13 protein-coding genes are annotated in these 16,570 nt (G+C 69.3%); 11 read left to right on the top strand and 2 right to left on the bottom strand.

Annotated elements, in window-relative coordinates; all coding sequences use genetic code 11:
- Complete coding sequence (locus GKO32_RS30250) at positions 1–939, bottom strand: acyl-CoA desaturase (protein WP_312868801.1); 939 nt, start codon at positions 937–939, stop codon at positions 1–3.
- Positions 940–1,058: 119 nt separating this feature from the next.
- Between GKO32_RS30250 and GKO32_RS30245 the strand changes: the two genes are divergently transcribed.
- The 8 genes from GKO32_RS30245 to GKO32_RS30210 are packed head-to-tail and all read left to right on the top strand — an operon-like array spanning position 1,059 to position 10,207.
- Positions 1,059–1,583, top strand: coding sequence for a DUF4442 domain-containing protein (locus GKO32_RS30245; protein WP_154760316.1), 525 nt, complete (start codon positions 1,059–1,061; stop codon positions 1,581–1,583).
- A complete protein-coding gene (locus GKO32_RS30240; RefSeq protein ID WP_154760315.1) occupies positions 1,580–2,446 on the top strand; it encodes an alpha/beta hydrolase family protein in 867 nt (288 codons plus the stop codon). The genes GKO32_RS30245 and GKO32_RS30240 overlap by 4 nt, the downstream gene beginning before the upstream one ends.
- 52 nt (positions 2,447–2,498) lie before the next feature.
- Positions 2,499–3,431, top strand: coding sequence for a LysR family transcriptional regulator (locus GKO32_RS30235; protein WP_154760314.1), 933 nt, complete (start codon positions 2,499–2,501; stop codon positions 3,429–3,431).
- A gap of 54 nt (positions 3,432–3,485) precedes the next feature.
- Complete coding sequence (locus GKO32_RS30230; RefSeq protein ID WP_312868800.1) at positions 3,486–5,063, top strand: PfaD family polyunsaturated fatty acid/polyketide biosynthesis protein; 1,578 nt, start codon at positions 3,486–3,488, stop codon at positions 5,061–5,063.
- Positions 5,060–6,781 (top strand): acetyl-CoA carboxylase, carboxyltransferase subunit beta, encoded by a 1,722-nt coding sequence (accD, locus tag GKO32_RS30225; RefSeq protein WP_312868798.1) that lies wholly within the window; start codon positions 5,060–5,062, stop codon positions 6,779–6,781. Before GKO32_RS30230 ends, accD begins: the two co-directional genes overlap by 4 nt.
- A complete protein-coding gene (locus GKO32_RS40295; protein ID WP_208024589.1) occupies positions 6,778–7,281 on the top strand; it encodes an acetyl-CoA carboxylase biotin carboxyl carrier protein in 504 nt (167 codons plus the stop codon). Before accD ends, GKO32_RS40295 begins: the two co-directional genes overlap by 4 nt.
- Positions 7,278–8,612: an acetyl-CoA carboxylase biotin carboxylase subunit gene (locus GKO32_RS30215; RefSeq protein WP_312868797.1), complete on the top strand. Its 1,335-nt coding sequence runs from the start codon at positions 7,278–7,280 to the stop codon at positions 8,610–8,612. Before GKO32_RS40295 ends, GKO32_RS30215 begins: the two co-directional genes overlap by 4 nt.
- Positions 8,609–10,207, top strand: coding sequence for an AMP-dependent synthetase/ligase (locus GKO32_RS30210; RefSeq protein WP_312868796.1), 1,599 nt, complete (start codon positions 8,609–8,611; stop codon positions 10,205–10,207). Before GKO32_RS30215 ends, GKO32_RS30210 begins: the two co-directional genes overlap by 4 nt.
- Here GKO32_RS30210 and GKO32_RS30205 read toward each other — a convergent pair.
- Positions 10,180–10,710 carry a PaaI family thioesterase gene (locus GKO32_RS30205; RefSeq protein ID WP_154760313.1) on the bottom strand — a complete coding sequence of 177 codons (531 nt, stop codon included), beginning with the start codon at positions 10,708–10,710 and terminating at the stop codon, positions 10,180–10,182. The genes GKO32_RS30210 and GKO32_RS30205 overlap by 28 nt on opposite strands.
- 161 nt (positions 10,711–10,871) lie before the next feature.
- Between GKO32_RS30205 and GKO32_RS30200 the strand changes: the two genes are divergently transcribed.
- From GKO32_RS30200 to GKO32_RS30190, 3 genes are all read left to right on the top strand, one after another.
- On the top strand, positions 10,872–12,086 hold the full coding sequence (locus GKO32_RS30200; RefSeq protein ID WP_312868795.1) for an NAD(P)/FAD-dependent oxidoreductase: 1,215 nt from the start codon (positions 10,872–10,874) through the stop codon (positions 12,084–12,086).
- A 5-nt stretch (positions 12,087–12,091) separates the two neighbouring features.
- Positions 12,092–12,694, top strand: coding sequence for a GDSL-type esterase/lipase family protein (locus GKO32_RS30195; RefSeq protein ID WP_154760312.1), 603 nt, complete (start codon positions 12,092–12,094; stop codon positions 12,692–12,694).
- A 64-nt stretch (positions 12,695–12,758) separates the two neighbouring features.
- On the top strand, positions 12,759–16,570 hold a 3,812-nt coding region (locus tag GKO32_RS30190; protein WP_312868794.1), incomplete at its 3' end, for a beta-ketoacyl synthase N-terminal-like domain-containing protein.

The raw sequence follows: 16,570 nt of genomic DNA, 5'->3' as shown, positions 1-16,570 counted from the left end.
CTACGCCGGGACGATCCGCTTCGCGGCCCGCCGCTCGTCCGTGGGGAGCTTGAGATCCCAGGCGAGACCGCAGACCGCGAGCAGCTTGATGAGCCAGAAGCCCGGGTCCAGGCGGTACCAGTCCAACCCGAACGACGGGGACTCCGGGAACGCATGATGGTTGTTGTGCCACGCCTCGCCGAGCGTCACCAGCGCGAAGATCGCGCCGTTGCGGCTGTTCTCGCGCGACTCGTACGGTTTGGTGCCGAACATGTGCAGGAACGAGTTGATCGCCCACACGATGTGCTCCAGGATGAAGATCCGGGCGAGCCCGCCCCACAGCAAGCCGCTCACCGCGCCGGTCCAGCTCATCGCGACCAGTCCGCCGATGAGCGCGGGAATCAGCAGGCCCAGTACGACCCAGTGATAGTAGTAGCGGGCGATCTTGACGATCAGCCGGTCTTTCAGCAGGTCCGGGGCGTAGTGCACGATGTTCGGGTACTCGTGCCGGCGCATCCACAGAAAGTGCGAGTGCGCAAGGCCTTTCACCCGTCCTTTGAGGCCGTGCCCGGACAGGTTCGGCGAGTGCGGGTCGCCTTCCCGGTCGCTGCACTCGTGATGGCGGCGGTGCAGCGCCACCCAGGAGATCACCCCGCCCTGGCCCGCCATGGAGCCCAGCACGCCGAGCGCGGCCACCACGGCAGGCGCGGCCTTGAACGTACGATGGGTGAACAGCCGGTGATATCCGGCCGTCACGCCGAGCCCGGTCAGTAACCACAGCGAAACCAGCAGGACGATTTCGGTGCTGCCGAAGGGATGCACGGCGAGGAAGGCGAAAGCGGCCGCGGTGCCGACGATGGGCAGGATGTCGAACAGCAGGAAATGCCGGCGCTGCAGCTTGTGCAGGTACGGGCTGCTGATGACTTTCCGGCGGGGTTCACGGGCGATGTCTTCGGACACGGGCTGAGCGTAAGCAGGGAAACGACGGTCAACCCCGGCCGCGAGTCGACCGCACTCGACCGATTGGTTCTGATAATCGCCCCTGGGATACGGCACCCGTCTCTGGCGCAATGAGGGCCATGACAACTGAGGCGAAGGCACCGGGGGGATTCGGCGCGGTGTTCGCGGCCGTGGATCCCGGCAACCCGGACTACGAGCTCCTGCGGCGCATTGTCGGCCGGCTCATCCCGTTCGGCTCGCATGCGGGGGTGGAGGTCACCGAACTGGGCCCGGACCGGGCGATCGCCGAGATTCCCGACGAACCTCAGCTGGGTAACCACATGCGGACCGTGCACGCGGGTGCCCTGTTCCTGGCCGCCGACATCGCAGGGGCGTGCGCGTTCGTCGGCGCGGCCGTCCCGGCGCTGGGTTCGATCGGCTCATTCGTGCTGCGCGACGCGCGGATCTCCTTCCGTAAGCCCGCGCTGGGCCGGATCCGCGCGATCGGCATGCTGGACCCGCGCGACATCCGGACCGTACTGGCCGCCGCCGGAGACCAGCGCGTCGAGGTGGATGGCCGGGCGCTGATGTACGACGCGAACGACGTGCTGGTCGGCAAGGTCACTTTGGACTACGTGTGCACGATGGCTTCGGAGGGGGCATGAAGATCGACGTTCCCGGGCTGGAATACAGCACCGTCGAAATGCCGGACGGCGCCAGCCTCGCGCTGCGGGTGCTGCCGGCCGGCGCGACTGCGCCGGTCGTACTCATCCTGCCGGCCATGGCGATCAAGGCGAAGTTCTACCTACCGCTGATGAAAGCGTTGCAGGAGGCGGGACTTTCGGCCGCCACCGTGGATCTGCGGGCACAGGGCGACAGCACACCCGCGCTGGGACAGGGCCCGGACTTCGGCTACCGCGAACTGATCGAGACCGATCTGCCCGCCGTGACGGACGCGGTGACCAAGCGATTCCCGGGTGTGCCGCTGCATTTGTTCGGGCACAGCCTCGGCGGACAGCTCGCACTGCTGTTCTCGGCGGCGGAACCGGAGCGCGTCACCAGCGTCACCACGATCGGCACCGGCTCGGTCTACTGGCGCTCGTTCCCCGCCGGACGGTGGGCGGAAATGCTGGCCACGGCACGCTATGTCGACCTGGTGACCCGGTTGCGCGGGCGCTGGCCCGGCGGTGGCGGAATCGGGCCGATGACCGCCGGGGTGATGCTCGACTGGGCACGTTACGCGCGGACCGGACGGTTCCGCCCTCGCCGCAGCACCCGTGACTACGACGGTCTGCTGCGCGCACTTTCCTTGCCATACCTGGCTATTTCGCTCGAGGCGGACCGGCTGGGGCCCGAATCCACGGTCCGGTTCCTGTGCGGTCGGCTACCTTCGGCGAACATCACCCGCTGGCATGTCGACGAGTCTTCCGGCCTGCGCCACATCGGGCATGCCGCGTGGATCAAGGACAGCGACATCCTCGCCCCGGTGGTGGCCGCCTGGATCACCGACGGCACCCCACCGCGGTGAGCCCGGCCCGCTTCCGGCCGGATCGGTAACGCCACCACACGCGGAGGTGGTGATGGAATTCCGGCACGTGCTCGCCTTCCTCGCGATCGCCGACGAACTGCATTTCGGCCGTGCGGCGGCGAAACTGCACCTGACCCAGCCGTCGCTCAGCCAGCAGCTGCAGCGCCTGGAACGCACGCTGGGCGTCGAGCTGGTGTCCCGGACGACGCACGAGGTGCGGCTCACCCGTGCCGGAAAGGCGTTCGAGGTCGAGGCGCGCATCCTCATACGCCAGGTGGAGAAGGCGGGCCGGTCGGCGCGTGAGGCGGCGGCAGGGCGGTCCGGCACGATCCGCGTCGGCTACAACTTCCCGGCAGGGCAACATGTTCTGCCCGCCGCGCTGGAGAAGATGCAGACCGACTTCCCGGACGTCACGGTGGTGCTGGAGGAGAAAAGCACCGGGGGGCAGCTGCGAGCGCTCGGTGATGGCGCACTCGACGTGGCATTGGTCTACGGGCGCCCGGTTACCTCGAAGTTCCAGCACCGCTTGCTGTTACGGCTGTCGATGGTCGCGGTGGTGGGGCGCACGCACAAATGGGCGGGCCGACCCGGGGTTCCGTTCGCCGAGCTGGCCGGGCAGACTTGTGTGCTGTTCCAACGGCAGCTGTCCCCGGCGATGTACGACGCCATCGTGCGCGGCGCCGACCAGGCCGGGATCCGGCTCAAGGTCGCCTATGAGCTGGAGGACCCCAGCGCGATCGAAATCCTTGTCACAGCACGGCCAGTCGTCGGTTTCGCCTCGGTTTCCCGGGCCATGCTGGCGGGTGCCGTCGTGGGCGGCGCGCAGGTGGTCCCGGTCCAGCTCTACGACCCTGTGCCGGTGGTCGACCTGTACGCGGCCTGGCGGGAGGGGCAGAACAACCAGCTGCGGAACTCCTTTCTGTCCTGTCTCGACGCCGTGGGGCCGTTTCCCGGCCCGCCATTACGCAACTCAATCGGCTCATGACTTCCCGCCCGCATCCGTTGACCGCGGTTCCCACTTGACCGAAGAATCGACGCCGTGAGCATTGCAATCACGTCACCGGCACTGGCCAGGGACGAGGCGTCGATCTACCAGCAGCTGTCCACTTTAGATAGTCCGGTGTTCGTCGTCCGCGACGGTGGCGGGATCGCCGTCACCACGGATGCCGGCACGGCACGGCGTGCGCAGGTGCTCGCCGCGGTTCCCGCGCTGCCGCCGGAATCACTCGGGGACCCGGACTTCCGTGCCCACCACGAGGTGCGCCACGCCTACCAGGCAGGCGCGATGGCGAACGGGATCGCGTCGGTCCGGCTGGTCACCGCGCTCGCGGGGGCGGGCTTCCTCGCGTCGTTCGGTGCCGCCGGGGTGGTGCCGGCGAAGATCGACGACGCCCTCGCCGCGATCCGCCACGCCGTGGGCGGAAAACCGTTTTCCTGCAACCTGATCCACAGTCCCAGCGAACCCGCCCTCGAACGGGCCATTGTGGACGCCTGCCTGCGCAACGAGGTCCGCTGCGTCGAAGCGTCCGCGTTCATCGACCTCACCCCGCAGGTGGTCAAGTACCGGCTCGCCGGGCTCGGCCGCGACCGCGACGGGCGGATCGTGACCCGGAACAAGGTGATCGCCAAGGTCTCCCGCGCCGAGGTCGCCGAGCGGTTCCTCCGTCCCGCGCCGGCGGGTGCGGTGCGTGAGCTGCTCGCCGCCGGTGAGATCACCGCGGAGCAGGCGGAACTCGCCGCGGCGGTGCCGATGGCCGACGACATCACCGCCGAAGCCGACTCGGGCGGGCACACCGACCGCCGTCCGCTGCCGGTGCTGGTGCCCTCGCTGATCGCGTTGCGGGACCGGGTGTGGCGGGAAAGCGCTTACCCGCGGCCGGTCCGGATCGGCGCCGCGGGCGGCATCGGTACCCCGGCCGCGGCAGCCGCGGCCTTCGCGCTCGGCGCTTCCTACGTCGTCACCGGATCCATCAATCAGGCTTCGCTGGAGGCGGACCAGTCCGGCGCGGCGAAACGATTGCTGGCACAGGCCGGCAGTGCCGACACCGAGATGGCGCCGTCCTCGGACATGTTCGAGCTCGGTGTCGACGTGCAGGTCCTCAAGCGTGGCACCATGTTCGCGAGCCGCGCCCGGCGGTTGTACGACGCCTACCGCGCGTTCGACGGGATCGGCGACATTCCCGCCGCCGACCGCGCGGACCTGGAACAGCGGATCTTCCAGCGGTCCTTCGACGAGGTGTGGACCGACTGCGTGCGCTACTTCCGCGAACGTGACCCGGAGCAGATCGACCGTGCCGAGGGCAACCCGAAGCGGCGCATGGCGTTGATCTTCCGCTGGTACCTCGGCCGGTCGTCGGGCTGGAGCATGGCCGAAGACCCGGCACGCACCGCGGACTACCAGATCTGGTGCGGCCCGGCGATGGGCGCGTTCAACGAATGGGTCGCCGGCACCTATCTCGCCGCGCGGGGCCACCGGCACGTCGCGGAGCTGGCCACCCAGATCATGCGCGGCGCCGCGTTCACCACCCGCGTCAACCAGCTGCGCGCCGCCGGCGTCCGGCTGCCCGCTGCGTGCTCGACCTACGTACCCGCTCCCCTTACGGAGGTGACCCGGTGACCGCCCTGCAGACGGTCGAACCGAAGGAAGCATCGTCGTGGCTGCTGTGCGGCGGCTGCCGGAAAATGTTGTACGGCAAGCGGTTCGCCCAGGCCGGCCGGGTCTGCCCGGAATGCGGCCACCACGCGCCGCTGACCGCGGCGCAACAACTGGACAGCCTGCTCGACGAAGGATCGTTGCGGCTGCTGGAACTCGCGGTGTCCGACAGCGACCCACTGGAGTTCACCGACACCCGGCCGTACGCCGGCCGGCTCGCCGACGCGCGCGAACGCACCGGACTGGTGGAAGGCGTGCTGTGCGCGCGTGGCCGTATCGAGGGCAACCCGGTCGTGGTGGCCGTGATGGATTTCCGGTTCCTCGGCGGCAGTCTCGGCACCGCGGTCGGTGAAGCGATCACCGGCGCGTGCGAGGTGGCGCTCGCCGAACGCACGCCGCTGCTGCTGGTCACCGCTTCCGGCGGGGCGCGCATGCAAGAGGGCGTGCTTTCGCTGATGCAGATGGCGAAGACCAGCCAGGCGCTGGGCCAGCTCGACGAAGCCGGCATCCTGACGGTCTCGCTCATCACCGACCCGACGTTCGGCGGGGTGGCGGCTTCCTATGCGACCTCCACCGACATCATCATCGCCGAGCCGGGCGCGCGCCTCGGTTTCGCCGGGCCACGGGTGATCGCGCAGACGATCAAGCAGACGCTGCCCGAAGGCTTCCAGACCGCCGAATTCCTGCTGACACACGGGATCATCGACATGATCTCACCGCGCGCCACGCTGCGCCCGGCACTCGGCCGGCTGCTGTCGATGGCCACCCGCCGCCCGGCGAGCGTGCCCCCGGTGCAGCGGGACCCGGCCGGTGCGCTCATCACCGATCCGGCGCGGCTGCCGGAACGCTCACCGTGGGACTGCGTGCGGGCCGCGCGCGAGCTGACTCGTCCGTCCACACTGGACTATGCGGCGATGCTGCTGGAGGATTTCCACGAGCTGCACGGCGACCGGATGTCACAGGACTGCCCGGCGCTGGTGGCCGGGATCGGCCGGTTCGAGGGGCAGCCGGTCGTGCTGATCGGCACGCAGAAGGGCCACACCGCCGGCGAACTCGCGGAACGCAACTACGGCATGCCCACCCCCGCCGGGTACCGCAAGGCGGCGCGGGTCATGCGGCTCGCCGGCAAGCTCGGGCTGCCGGTGATCACCCTGATCGACACGGCCGGTGCCTATCCCGGCATCGAGGCCGAGGAACGCGGGCAGGCCGTCGCGATCGCGGAGAACCTCAAGCTGATGGCCGGGTTGCCGGTGCCGGTCGTCGCGGTCGTGACCGGGGAGGGCGGCAGCGGCGGTGCGCTCGCGCTGGCGTTCGCCGACCGGGTTCTGATGTGCGCCAACGCCGTCTACTCGGTGATCAGCGCGGAGGGGTGCGCGGCGATCCTGTGGAAGGACCCTGCCGCGGCACCCCAGGCCGCCGAAGCGTTGCGGGTGGATGCCCGTTCGTTGCTGACACAGGGCGTGGTGGACGGCGTGGTCCCCGAACCCGATGGCGGCGCGGGCACCGACCACCTGCGCGCCGCCGACAACCTGCGCGCCGCACTCGCCGCGAGCCTGGCGAAGCTGGTGCCATTGGACCAGATGAGCCTGGTCACGGCGCGCAGAAAGCGTTTTCGCAGCTTCGGTGCGAACGGTGCTGTGCTGCTGGACTCCACTGTGGACGAAACGGAGAGAACTCGGTGAGCGTCAACGGAAACACCGTCGCACCGCGGGAAGTGGACGAAGTGGTGAACGTGCTGCGGGAACAGGTGATCGCGCTGTGCGCCGACGCCCCCCGGCTGCCGAGCGCGGTGCGGGTGCGCGCCGGTGAGGTCACGATCGAGGTGGAATGGCCGCTGGCCCCCGCCACCGTGCCGGTCGCCGCGCCGCCCGTGGAGACGCCGGTGGAGGCGCTTCCGATGCCACGCCCCGAACCCGCCGGATCGGCGTCCCCGGCGGGGACGGTGCCGGTGAACGCGGCCACCGTGGGCACGTTCTACCGGGCGCCGGAGCCCGGCGGGAAACCGTTCGTGACCGAGGGCGACCTCGTGCGGCCGGGCCAGCAGATCGCGATCATCGAGGCGATGAAGCTGATGATCCCGGTCGAGGCGGACCGGGCCGGCCGGGTGGTGGAGATCTGCGTCGCCGACGGCACATCCGTCGAGCACGGCCAGGCGCTCCTGTTGCTGGAACCCGCGCCGTGATCGGCTGCGTGCTGGTCGCCAACCGCGGGGAGATCGCGGTGCGCGTCGTGCGCACCTGCGCCGAGCTGGGCATCCGGACGGTCGTCGCGCATTCGAGCGCGGACCGTGATTCGGCGGCGGTGCGGCTCGCGGACGACAGTGTCCAAATAGGACCTGGTCCGGCGAAGGACAGCTACCTCAGCATTCCCGCCGTGATCGAAGCCGCGCGGGCCAAGGGCGCGGACGCGATCCACCCCGGATATGGCTTCCTGTCCGAGAACCCGGACTTCGCCGAAGTGTGCGAGGCCGAGGGCCTGACGTTCATCGGCCCGCCCGCGAAGGTGATGACGCAGCTCGGTGACAAGTCGAGCGCCAGGGCGATCATGTCCGGTGCCGGACTGCCGCTGCTGCCCGGTAGCCGTGACCCGCTGGAGGCGGACGCGGCCGAGGCACTGGCCGCCGAAATCGGTTTCCCGGTGATCGTGAAAGCGGTCGCCGGTGGCGGCGGGCGCGGCATGAGTGTCGTGCGGTCCGCGGCGGAATTCCCGCGCGCCTGGGCGCGGACCCGTGCGGCGGCGCAGGCGGTGTTCGGCGACGGGCGGCTCTACGTCGAGCGGTACCTGGAATCCGCGCGGCACGTGGAGATCCAGGTTTTCGCCGACCAGCACGGAGACGTGGCGCAGCTCGGGGCGAGGGACTGCTCGTTGCAGCGCCGGCATCAGAAGCTGGTGGAGGAGTCGCCCGCGCCGATGCTGCCCGAGGACCTGATCCGCGAGATGGGTGAGGCCGCGGTGCGCGGTGCCCGGGCCGCGGGATATGTGGGCGCGGGCACGTTCGAGTTCCTCGTGGACCCGCGGGCGGCGCGGTTCTACTTCATGGAGGTCAACTGCCGCCTGCAGGTCGAGCACCCGGTGACCGAGGCCGTCGCTGGTCTGGACCTTGTGCGCGAGCAAATCCGGATCGCGGCCGGGGAGCCGCTCGGCTACACCGAGGTGCTCCCGCGCGGCGTGGCGATCGAGTGCCGGATCAACGCCGAGGACCCGGCGCGCGAGTTCGCTCCGGCGCCGGGCGTGCTGGAGGTGTGCCACCTGCCCGCCGGGCCGTTCACCCGCGTCGACACGCATGTGTACCCCGGTTACCGGGTGCCGCCGTGGTACGACTCGTTGCTGGCGAAACTGATTGTGTGGGCGCCCGACCGTGACGCGGCGATCGCCCGGATGCGCCGCGCGCTCGGCGAAGTCGAGGTGCGCGGGCCGGGCGTCGCCACCACCGCGGAATTCCTGAGCGACGTCCTGGACCATCCGCGTTTCCGCGCGGCCGAGCACGACACCACATTCATCGAATCCTTGTGAGGCAGGGCGTGCGGGACTACAGCGTGCCGGCGTTGGTGGAACTGGCGGACGACGACAACCTCGCGAACGTCGTGTACGAGAAAGCGCTTTCTCGTACCGGCGACGCCGTGCTCAGCCGTAAGACCGGCGACGGCTGGCAGGACGTGAGCTACGGCGAGTTCGGTGAACTCGTGCACGGCATTGCGAAAGGCTTGCTGGCCGCGGGAATCTCCGCCGGAGACCGGGTACTGATCTTCGGTCGCACGAGCGTCGAGTGGTCGGCAGCGGACTTCGCGCTGCTGAGCGTAGGCGCGGTGGTCGTGCCGGTCTATCCCACCGCGTCCGCCGAGCAGGTTCGGCATATCGTCGCGGATGCGCGCCCGGTCGCGTGTTTCGCCGAGACCATTGAGCAGTGCGACCTGGCCGGGGTGCGCTCGTGGCTGCTGGGTTCCTTCGCCGAGCTGATCTCGCTCGGGCGCGAAGTGCCGGACGCCTCCGCGCGGGCGCGCCGGCATGCGGTGCGGGCCGGCGACCTCGCGACGATCGTGTACACCAGCGGCACCACCGGCCTGCCGAAGGGCTGCATGCTGACCCATCGCAACGTTTTCGCGGCAGCCGCGAACGTGGTGGAGTTGCTCGACAAGGTGTTCCGCGCCCCGGGCGCGTGCACGCTGCTCTTCCTGCCGCTGGCGCATGTATACGGCCGCGTGGTGCAGTTCGGCTGTGTCTGGGCGGGTGTGCGCACGGGTCTGGTGACGAGTGCGGCGGACCTGGTGGGCGAGCTGCCCGCGTTCCGGCCGACGTTCCTCGTCGGCGTGCCGTACGTGCTGGAGAAGATCAGGAAGGCGGCCCGGCACCTGTCCGCCGGGCAGGTACGGGAAATGCTGGGCGGGCGGCTGGCTCACGTCATCGCGGGTGGTGCCTCGCTCGAACCGTCCACAACGGATTATTTCACCGAGCTCGGGGTGGAGATCCTTGGCGCATATGGCCTCACGGAGGCGGCGTCGACGGTGAGCATGAGCGCACCGGGCACCGGACTCCGGGGCGCGGTCGGCAGGCCGGTGCCCGGGACCACCGTCGCCATCGCGGACGACGGGGAGATCCTCGTCCGCGGCGCGCAGGTCTATCCCGGGTACTGGCCGGACGCCGGGCACGACGGCTGGCTCGCGACCGGTGACCTCGGCCGCCTCGATGAAGACGGTTTCCTCTTCATCACCGGGCGACGCAAGGAAATCCTCGTCACCAGCGGCGGCAAGAACGTGGCACCGGCGCCCTTGGAGGACCGGGTCCGCCTGCACCCGCTCGTCGCCAACTGCATGCTGGTGGGGGAGGGCCGCTCCTACGTCGCGGCGCTCATCACCCTGGACGCGGCCGCGGTGCGCGCGTCGGGGATCGAGGGAGACAGGCTGCGCGCGGAGATCGACTCGGCCGTCACGGCGGCGAACGAGCTGGTGTCGCGCGCCGAGTCGATCCGCCGTTTCGCCATCCTGCCGGAAGATTTCACGGTCGAAAAAGGACATGTCACCGCGTCACTGCGGTTGCGCCGCGCCCAGATCGAGCGCGACTACGCCGGCACCATCGCCGAGCTCTACGCGGCGCCGAGCCAGCAGAGGTAGTCCAGGTCCACTTTGGCCACAAGGGCAGCACTGTCGTCGTACAGGAGTGCCTTCCCGGTCAGGTCGAACTGCTCCTCGGTCCGGCTTCGCACGGCGGTGGCCAGCGCCGGTGAGGTCACCGTGCCGTGCGCGCGGATCCGGCCACGCGCGGGCTTGAGAAACGTCGACCGGCAGTCCCGTAGCACGAACGTGCGCACGTGCAGGATGCGTGGCGCGACTGCGCCCGAGAACGCCCCGGCGCAGGCGACCTCGGCCGCGAGGAACAGCGCGCCCGCGTGCACGGTACCGAGATGGTTCGTCAGGTCCGGCTGCCGCGGCACCTCCGCCACCGCCGAACCGGCACCCAGTTCCGTGATGCGCACGCCCACCTTGTTCACGAACGGCACGAGAGTGTCCACGGTCCGCCGGATCTGCTCGAAATCGGGAGTTCCGGCTCCGGCCAGTTTGAGCAGTTCCGCCTGTGCCGCGGCGATTCCCGGCGCGGGTCCATTTGCTGTCGGCATGCGTTCAATTACGGCACGGTCGCGATAATCCGCGGTGAACGAGAATTGAATAATCGCTCTTCATCGGCTTTGTAAATGATCCGATCGGTGCTGCGCATGGTGCTCTCCGGTCGCGCGCCGGCTGCGGTTGACTGAGGCGGTCGGAAGAAGCGAGTGATTCGGTGGGAGGCGCCGTAATGTACGACGCGATCGTGGTGGGCGCGCGCTGCGCGGGTTCGCCGGTCGGCATGCTGCTGGCCAAACAGGGGTACCGGGTGCTCGTGGTCGACCGGTCGACGTTCCCGAGTGACACGATCTCGACGCACTACATCCAGCAGCGCGGCCTGGCGCGGCTTGCCTCGTGGGGTTTGCTGGACAAGCTCCTCGCCACGGATGTCCCCCGGATCAAGCAGATGACAGTGTCCTATTTGGACATCGTCATCAACGGTTTCGCGGATCCCATCCAGGGCATCGACTTCACCTGTGCCCCGCGCCGCACCGTGCTGGACACCATTCTCGTCGACGGCGCGCGCGCCGCGGGAGCCGAAGTGCGCGAGGGGTACACGGTGCGTGAGCTGATCATCTCCGACGGTGCCGTGGTCGGTATCCGCGGCGGCTTCGCCGGCGGTGAGGTCACCGAAGAGCGGGCGCGGATCGTGATCGGCGCCGACGGTCGCAACTCGTTCGTCGCGCAAGCCGTCGACGCCGAAATCTACCAGCGGGTGCCGGCCGAATGCTTCATCTACTACAGCTATTTCAGTGGGTTGCGAACCGATTTCCACAGCCGGATCGGCGCTCGCGAGCAAATCGGCATCTGGCCGACTCACGATGACCGGACGCTGGTCGCGGTCATGCGCAAGATCGACGCGTTCGAAGATTTCCGCACGGATGTCGAAGGCAATTTCCACCAGATCGCCCGCACCATCGTCCCCGAGTTCGGCGAAGAGCTCGCCACGAAGGGAAAGCGGGAGGACCGGTTCTACCCGATGCGCTACCCGGACAACTACTACCGTCAGTCTCATGGCGACGGCTGGGCACTCGTCGGTGACGCCGGCTACCACAAAGACCCGTTGACCGGTCTGGGTATCTCGGACGCATTCGAATACGCCGAGCTGCTCGCCGGCCGCGTGCACGAAGGACTGAGCGGGCAGCGCCCGATGAGCGAGGCACTCGCGGAATACCAGCGGGTGCGCGACGAGAAGTCGCATTCCGGTTTCGAATTCACCTGCGCCATCTCGACGCTTGAGCTGACGCCGCAGCTGCTCGCCGTTTTCCGGGCACTGGGCAGCAACGCCGAATACGCGAAGGACTTCTACGCGATGATCGGCGGCGGAATGACCGGCGAGGAGTTCTTCGCGCCGGAGCGGATGGCGAAACTGCTCGGGGCACAGGTGTGACACCGATGCCGGACCGGAAACTGACCGTGCTCGGCGACAGCTGCGCGGAGGGGCGCGGCGGCCTGACCCGTCCCGACGGCACCTTCCTCGGGTTCGTCGTGCGGCTGGCGGACTCGCTCGGGATCGCCGACGGGGTGCTGAACCTCGGCTCTTTCGGCGCCACCACACAGGATGCGGTCGATCGCCAGCTGCCCGTCGCGCTGGCCAACCCGGCGCCACTGATGGGCGTGATCGTCGGCGGGAACGATCTCGTCACCGACTACGACCGCGCACGGTTCCAGCGCAACCTGCGGCACCTCTACACGGGTCTCGTCGCGCCGGGACGGCTGGTGTTCACCACCAACTGGCCCGGAATCCCGGATCGCCTGCCGGGCTTGGACGAACACACCCGCTCGGCGCTCCGGGAACGGTTCGCCGAGGCGAACGAGTTCCTCGAGAAGCTCGTCTACGAGCTCGACCTGGTCTGCCTCGACCTCGCGAACGCGCCACTGGCCACGGACCCGGTGATGTGGTGCGCCGACGGGATGCACCCGAGCCCGGCCGGGCACCAGGCCATCGGCATCGCGATGGCCGACCTGATCGACGAAGCCCGCACCGTCCGCTTGTGACACCACGAAAATCATCCTGATCAACGGCGATCAGCGAACCTTGGCCTGAGACAGGGGTTGGCACGTGAACGACCACAACGACAGTTCCGCCCGGCGGCTCGCCGACAGTCCTATCGCGATAGTCGGGCTGGCGAGCCTGTTCCCGATGGCCCGGAACCTCGGCGAGTTCTGGCAGAACATCGTCGGCGCGGCGGACTGCACGTCCGACGTGCCGACGACGCACTGGAACGTCGACGATTACTACGACGCGGATCCGTCCACACCGGACAAGACCTACTGCCGTCGCGGTGGTTTCGTGCCCGAGGTCCCGTTCAGCGTCACCGAGTTCGGCCTGCCGCCGAACCAGCTCGAGGTCACCACCGTCGTCCAGCTGCTGAGCCTGCTCGTCGCGCGTGACGTGCTCGCCGACGCGGGCGCGACCGGCGCCGCCTGGTACCGGCCGGACCGCACCGGCGTGGTGCTCGGCGTCGCCGGCCCGACGACATTGTCGCACCCCCTGGCCGCGCGGCTGTCCACCCCGGTACTCAAGGAAGTCGTCCGCAGCTGCGGGCTCACCCAGGACGACGCCGAGAAGATCGCGGAGAAGTACGCGGCCGCGTTCGCGCCCTGGGAGGAAAACTCGTTCCCCGGCCTGCTGGGCAACGTGATCGCAGGCCGGGTTGCGAACCGGCTCGATCTCGGCGGGATGAACTGCACGATCGACGCGGCGTGCGCGAGCTCGCTGTCCGCGGTGCACGTGGCGATCAACGAGCTGGTGTCCGGGCGGGCCGACCTGATGATCACCGGCGGCTGCGACACCGAAAACTCGATCTTCGGGTACATGTGTTTCAGCAAGGTGGGAGCGCTGTCGAAATCCGGCACCATCAAGCCGCTCGACGACGGTGCCGACGGAACGCTGGTCGGCGAGGGCATCGGCATGCTCGCGCTCAAGCGGCTCGCGGACGCGCGGCGCGACGGTGACCGGGTCTACGCGGTGATCCGGGGAATGGGCTCGTCGAGCGACGGCCGGTTCAAGAGCATTTACGCCCCGCGCGCGGAGGGGCAGCAGGCCGCGCTGCGGCGTGCGTACGAGGACGCCGACTGCTCGCCTGCGTCGATCGGGCTGTTCGAGGCCCATGCGACCGGGACGCGGGTCGGCGACGCGACGGAGCTGGAAGCGCTTACTTCGGTGCTGCGCAAGGAAACCGATGAGACGCGGTACGCGGCCATCGGCAGCGTGAAGTCGCAGATCGGGCACACGAAGGGCGCCGCGGGCGCGGCGAGCCTTATCAAGCTTGCGCTGTCCCTTCACCACAAGGTACTGCCGCCCACGATCAACGTCACCAAGCCGAACCGGGCCCTCGACGGGGAATCTCCTTTTTATGTCAACACGAAGACCCGCCCGTGGATCCTCGACCCGCGATGGCCGCGGCGCCGGGCCGCGGCGTCCGCGATGGGTTTCGGGGGCACCAACTTCCACGCGGTACTGGAGGAAACCACCGCTGACCGCACGGAATTGCTGACGGTGCACCGGACCGCGCGGGTTCATCTGTGGCATGCCACGGATGTGCGTGAGCTGGCCGGGCTGGTGCGGTCGAGCGCGCCGGCCGACGGTGGTGAGATTCCCGCCGGCCACGCCCGCGCCGGGTTCGTCGCGCGGGACGAGCAGGAAGCCGCGGCGCTGCGTGAGCTGACCGCCGGCGAGATCGAATCCCATGTGGACTCTCCCGAGTGGACACATCCCAAAGGGATCTTCTTCCGCCGCAACGCTTTGGCTGATTTGAAGGTCGGTGCGCTGTTCGCCGGTCAGGGCAGCCAGTACGTCGACATGGGGATCACGACGGCGCTGAACAACCCGGCCGTCGCCGCTGCCTTCGACGAGGCGAATGCCGCCTTCGCCGATTCGCCGCGTCAGCTCGCGCCGGTCGTGTTCCCGCCGCCGGTGTTCGACCCGCAGGAGCGCAACGAGCAGGAAAACGTGTTGCGGCGCACCGAATACGCCCAGCCGGCGATCGGTGCGCTGTCCGCGGGGCAGTACCGGTTCCTCGCCGAGCGCGGGCTGGAGTGCGCCGGGTTCCTCGGGCACAGTTTCGGTGAGCTGACCGCGTTGTGGGCGGCTGGCTCGCTCGGTGACGCGGAGTTCTTCGCGCTGGCGCGTGCCCGCGGCGAGGCGATGGCGGCGCCCGGTGACGGGGACCCCGGCACGATGGCGGCGGTGCAGGCGAGCCGTGAGGAGGTCACGGAAATCCTGCGCGAGCATCCCGAGGTGAGTGTCTGCAACCACAACGCCCCGGACCAGATCGTGGTCGGCGGTGGTTCCGACGCGGTGGCGGGGCTGGTGGCGGCGTGCCGTGAGCGTGGGATGACCGTGCGGGAACTGCCGGTCGCCGCAGCGTTCCACACGCGGTATGTGGCCCACGCGGCGGAACCGTTCCGGGCGGCGCTCAAGGGCGTCGAGATCCGCGCGCCGCGGGTCCGGGTCTACGCGAACTCCGAGGGCGCGGAGTACGGTTCGCGGGTTGCCACGAACCGGCGGGTGCTGGCGGAGCAGCTGTTGAAGCCGGTCGAGTTCGTGGCCGGGTTGCGCGCGATGCATGCCGATGGGTGCCGGGTGTTCGTCGAGTTCGGGCCGAAGGGTGTGCTGACGCAGCTGGTGCAGCGCACGCTGGGCGATGATGTGGTCGCGATCCCCACCGATGCCGGGCCGACGGGTGATGGTGATGTCGCGCTGAAGAAGGCCGCGCTGCGGTTGGCGGTGCTCGGGGTGCCGCTTCGCGATGTGCACCGGCAGGATGCCCCGCCTGTCGTCCAACCGGAGCCCGAGGGCATGGTGGTGCGCCTGACGGGGCGGGACTACGTGCCCGGCGCCCGGCGGGAGGCTTACGAGCGCGCGCTCGGTGAGGCCGGTGAGCTGGAAGCCGTGGCCGCGGCGCGGGCGGAGGCTGCGGAGGCGGCGCGTGCGGAGGCTGCGGAGGCGGCGCGTGCGGAGGTTGTTGCAGGCGCTGCGGGGGCTGCGGTTGCAGGTCCGGCTCCGGCGGAGGCCGCGGCGGCCAGGACTGCGGATCCGGCGGAAGCTGCGGCCGCGGTGGCGCTACGAGAACCCGTGGTGGCGCGTGAGGCTCCGGTTTCTGCTGGCGCTGCATCAGCTGTCCACAATCGACCGGGCGTGGAAGCGGTGGCGCAGCAGCATCTTGACCTGCACAACCAGTACGCCGAGGGGCAGCTGCGGGTGGCCGAAGACCTGGTGTCGGTGCTGCGGGAGGCGCAGCGTTCGGGCGGTGTCGATGACCGGCTGTACGCGACGGTGGATGCCGTCAAGGAGCACAGTCTCGCGCTGGGGCAGACACACACGCGGGTCAACGAAATCCTGGCGTCACTGACGGCCCTGGAATTCGGCGCCGCGCCGGTCGCCGGGCAGGACCCCCGCGCGGCGAGCTTCGCGGAGCTTCCCACCCCGCCCGTGGGCTTGGGGGAGCTTCCTGCCTCGCCCGTGAGCTCAGGGGAACTTCCTGCCCTGCCCGATCCGGTCGCCGGGCCGCCCGCGCTTCCCGATCCGGTTGTCCCGCAGCAGTTCGATCCGGGCCCGGCGCTGCCCGAGATTCCCACAGAGCCGCCCTCGACGAATAATGCCGCCCCGGTGGGCTCGGATGTGCGGTCGGTGTTGGTGGAGGTTGTGGCGGAGAAGACGGGTTATCCGCCGGAGATGTTGGATTTGTCGATGGATCTTGAGGCTGACCTTGGGGTGGATTCGATCAAGCGGGTGCAGATTCTGGGTGCGTTGAGGGATCGTGTGGAGGGTGTTCCGGCGGTGGGTCCGGAGCAGGTGGCGGAGTTGCGCACTTTGAATGACATTGTGGGTTTCATCAAAGGTGGCGAGCCGGTGGGCTCGGATGTGCG

Source organism: Amycolatopsis pithecellobii (assembly GCF_009707865.1).
Lineage (GTDB): Bacteria > Actinomycetota > Actinomycetes > Mycobacteriales > Pseudonocardiaceae > Amycolatopsis_E > Amycolatopsis_E pithecellobii.
This window is presented reverse-complemented; position numbering and strand designations above follow the sequence as displayed.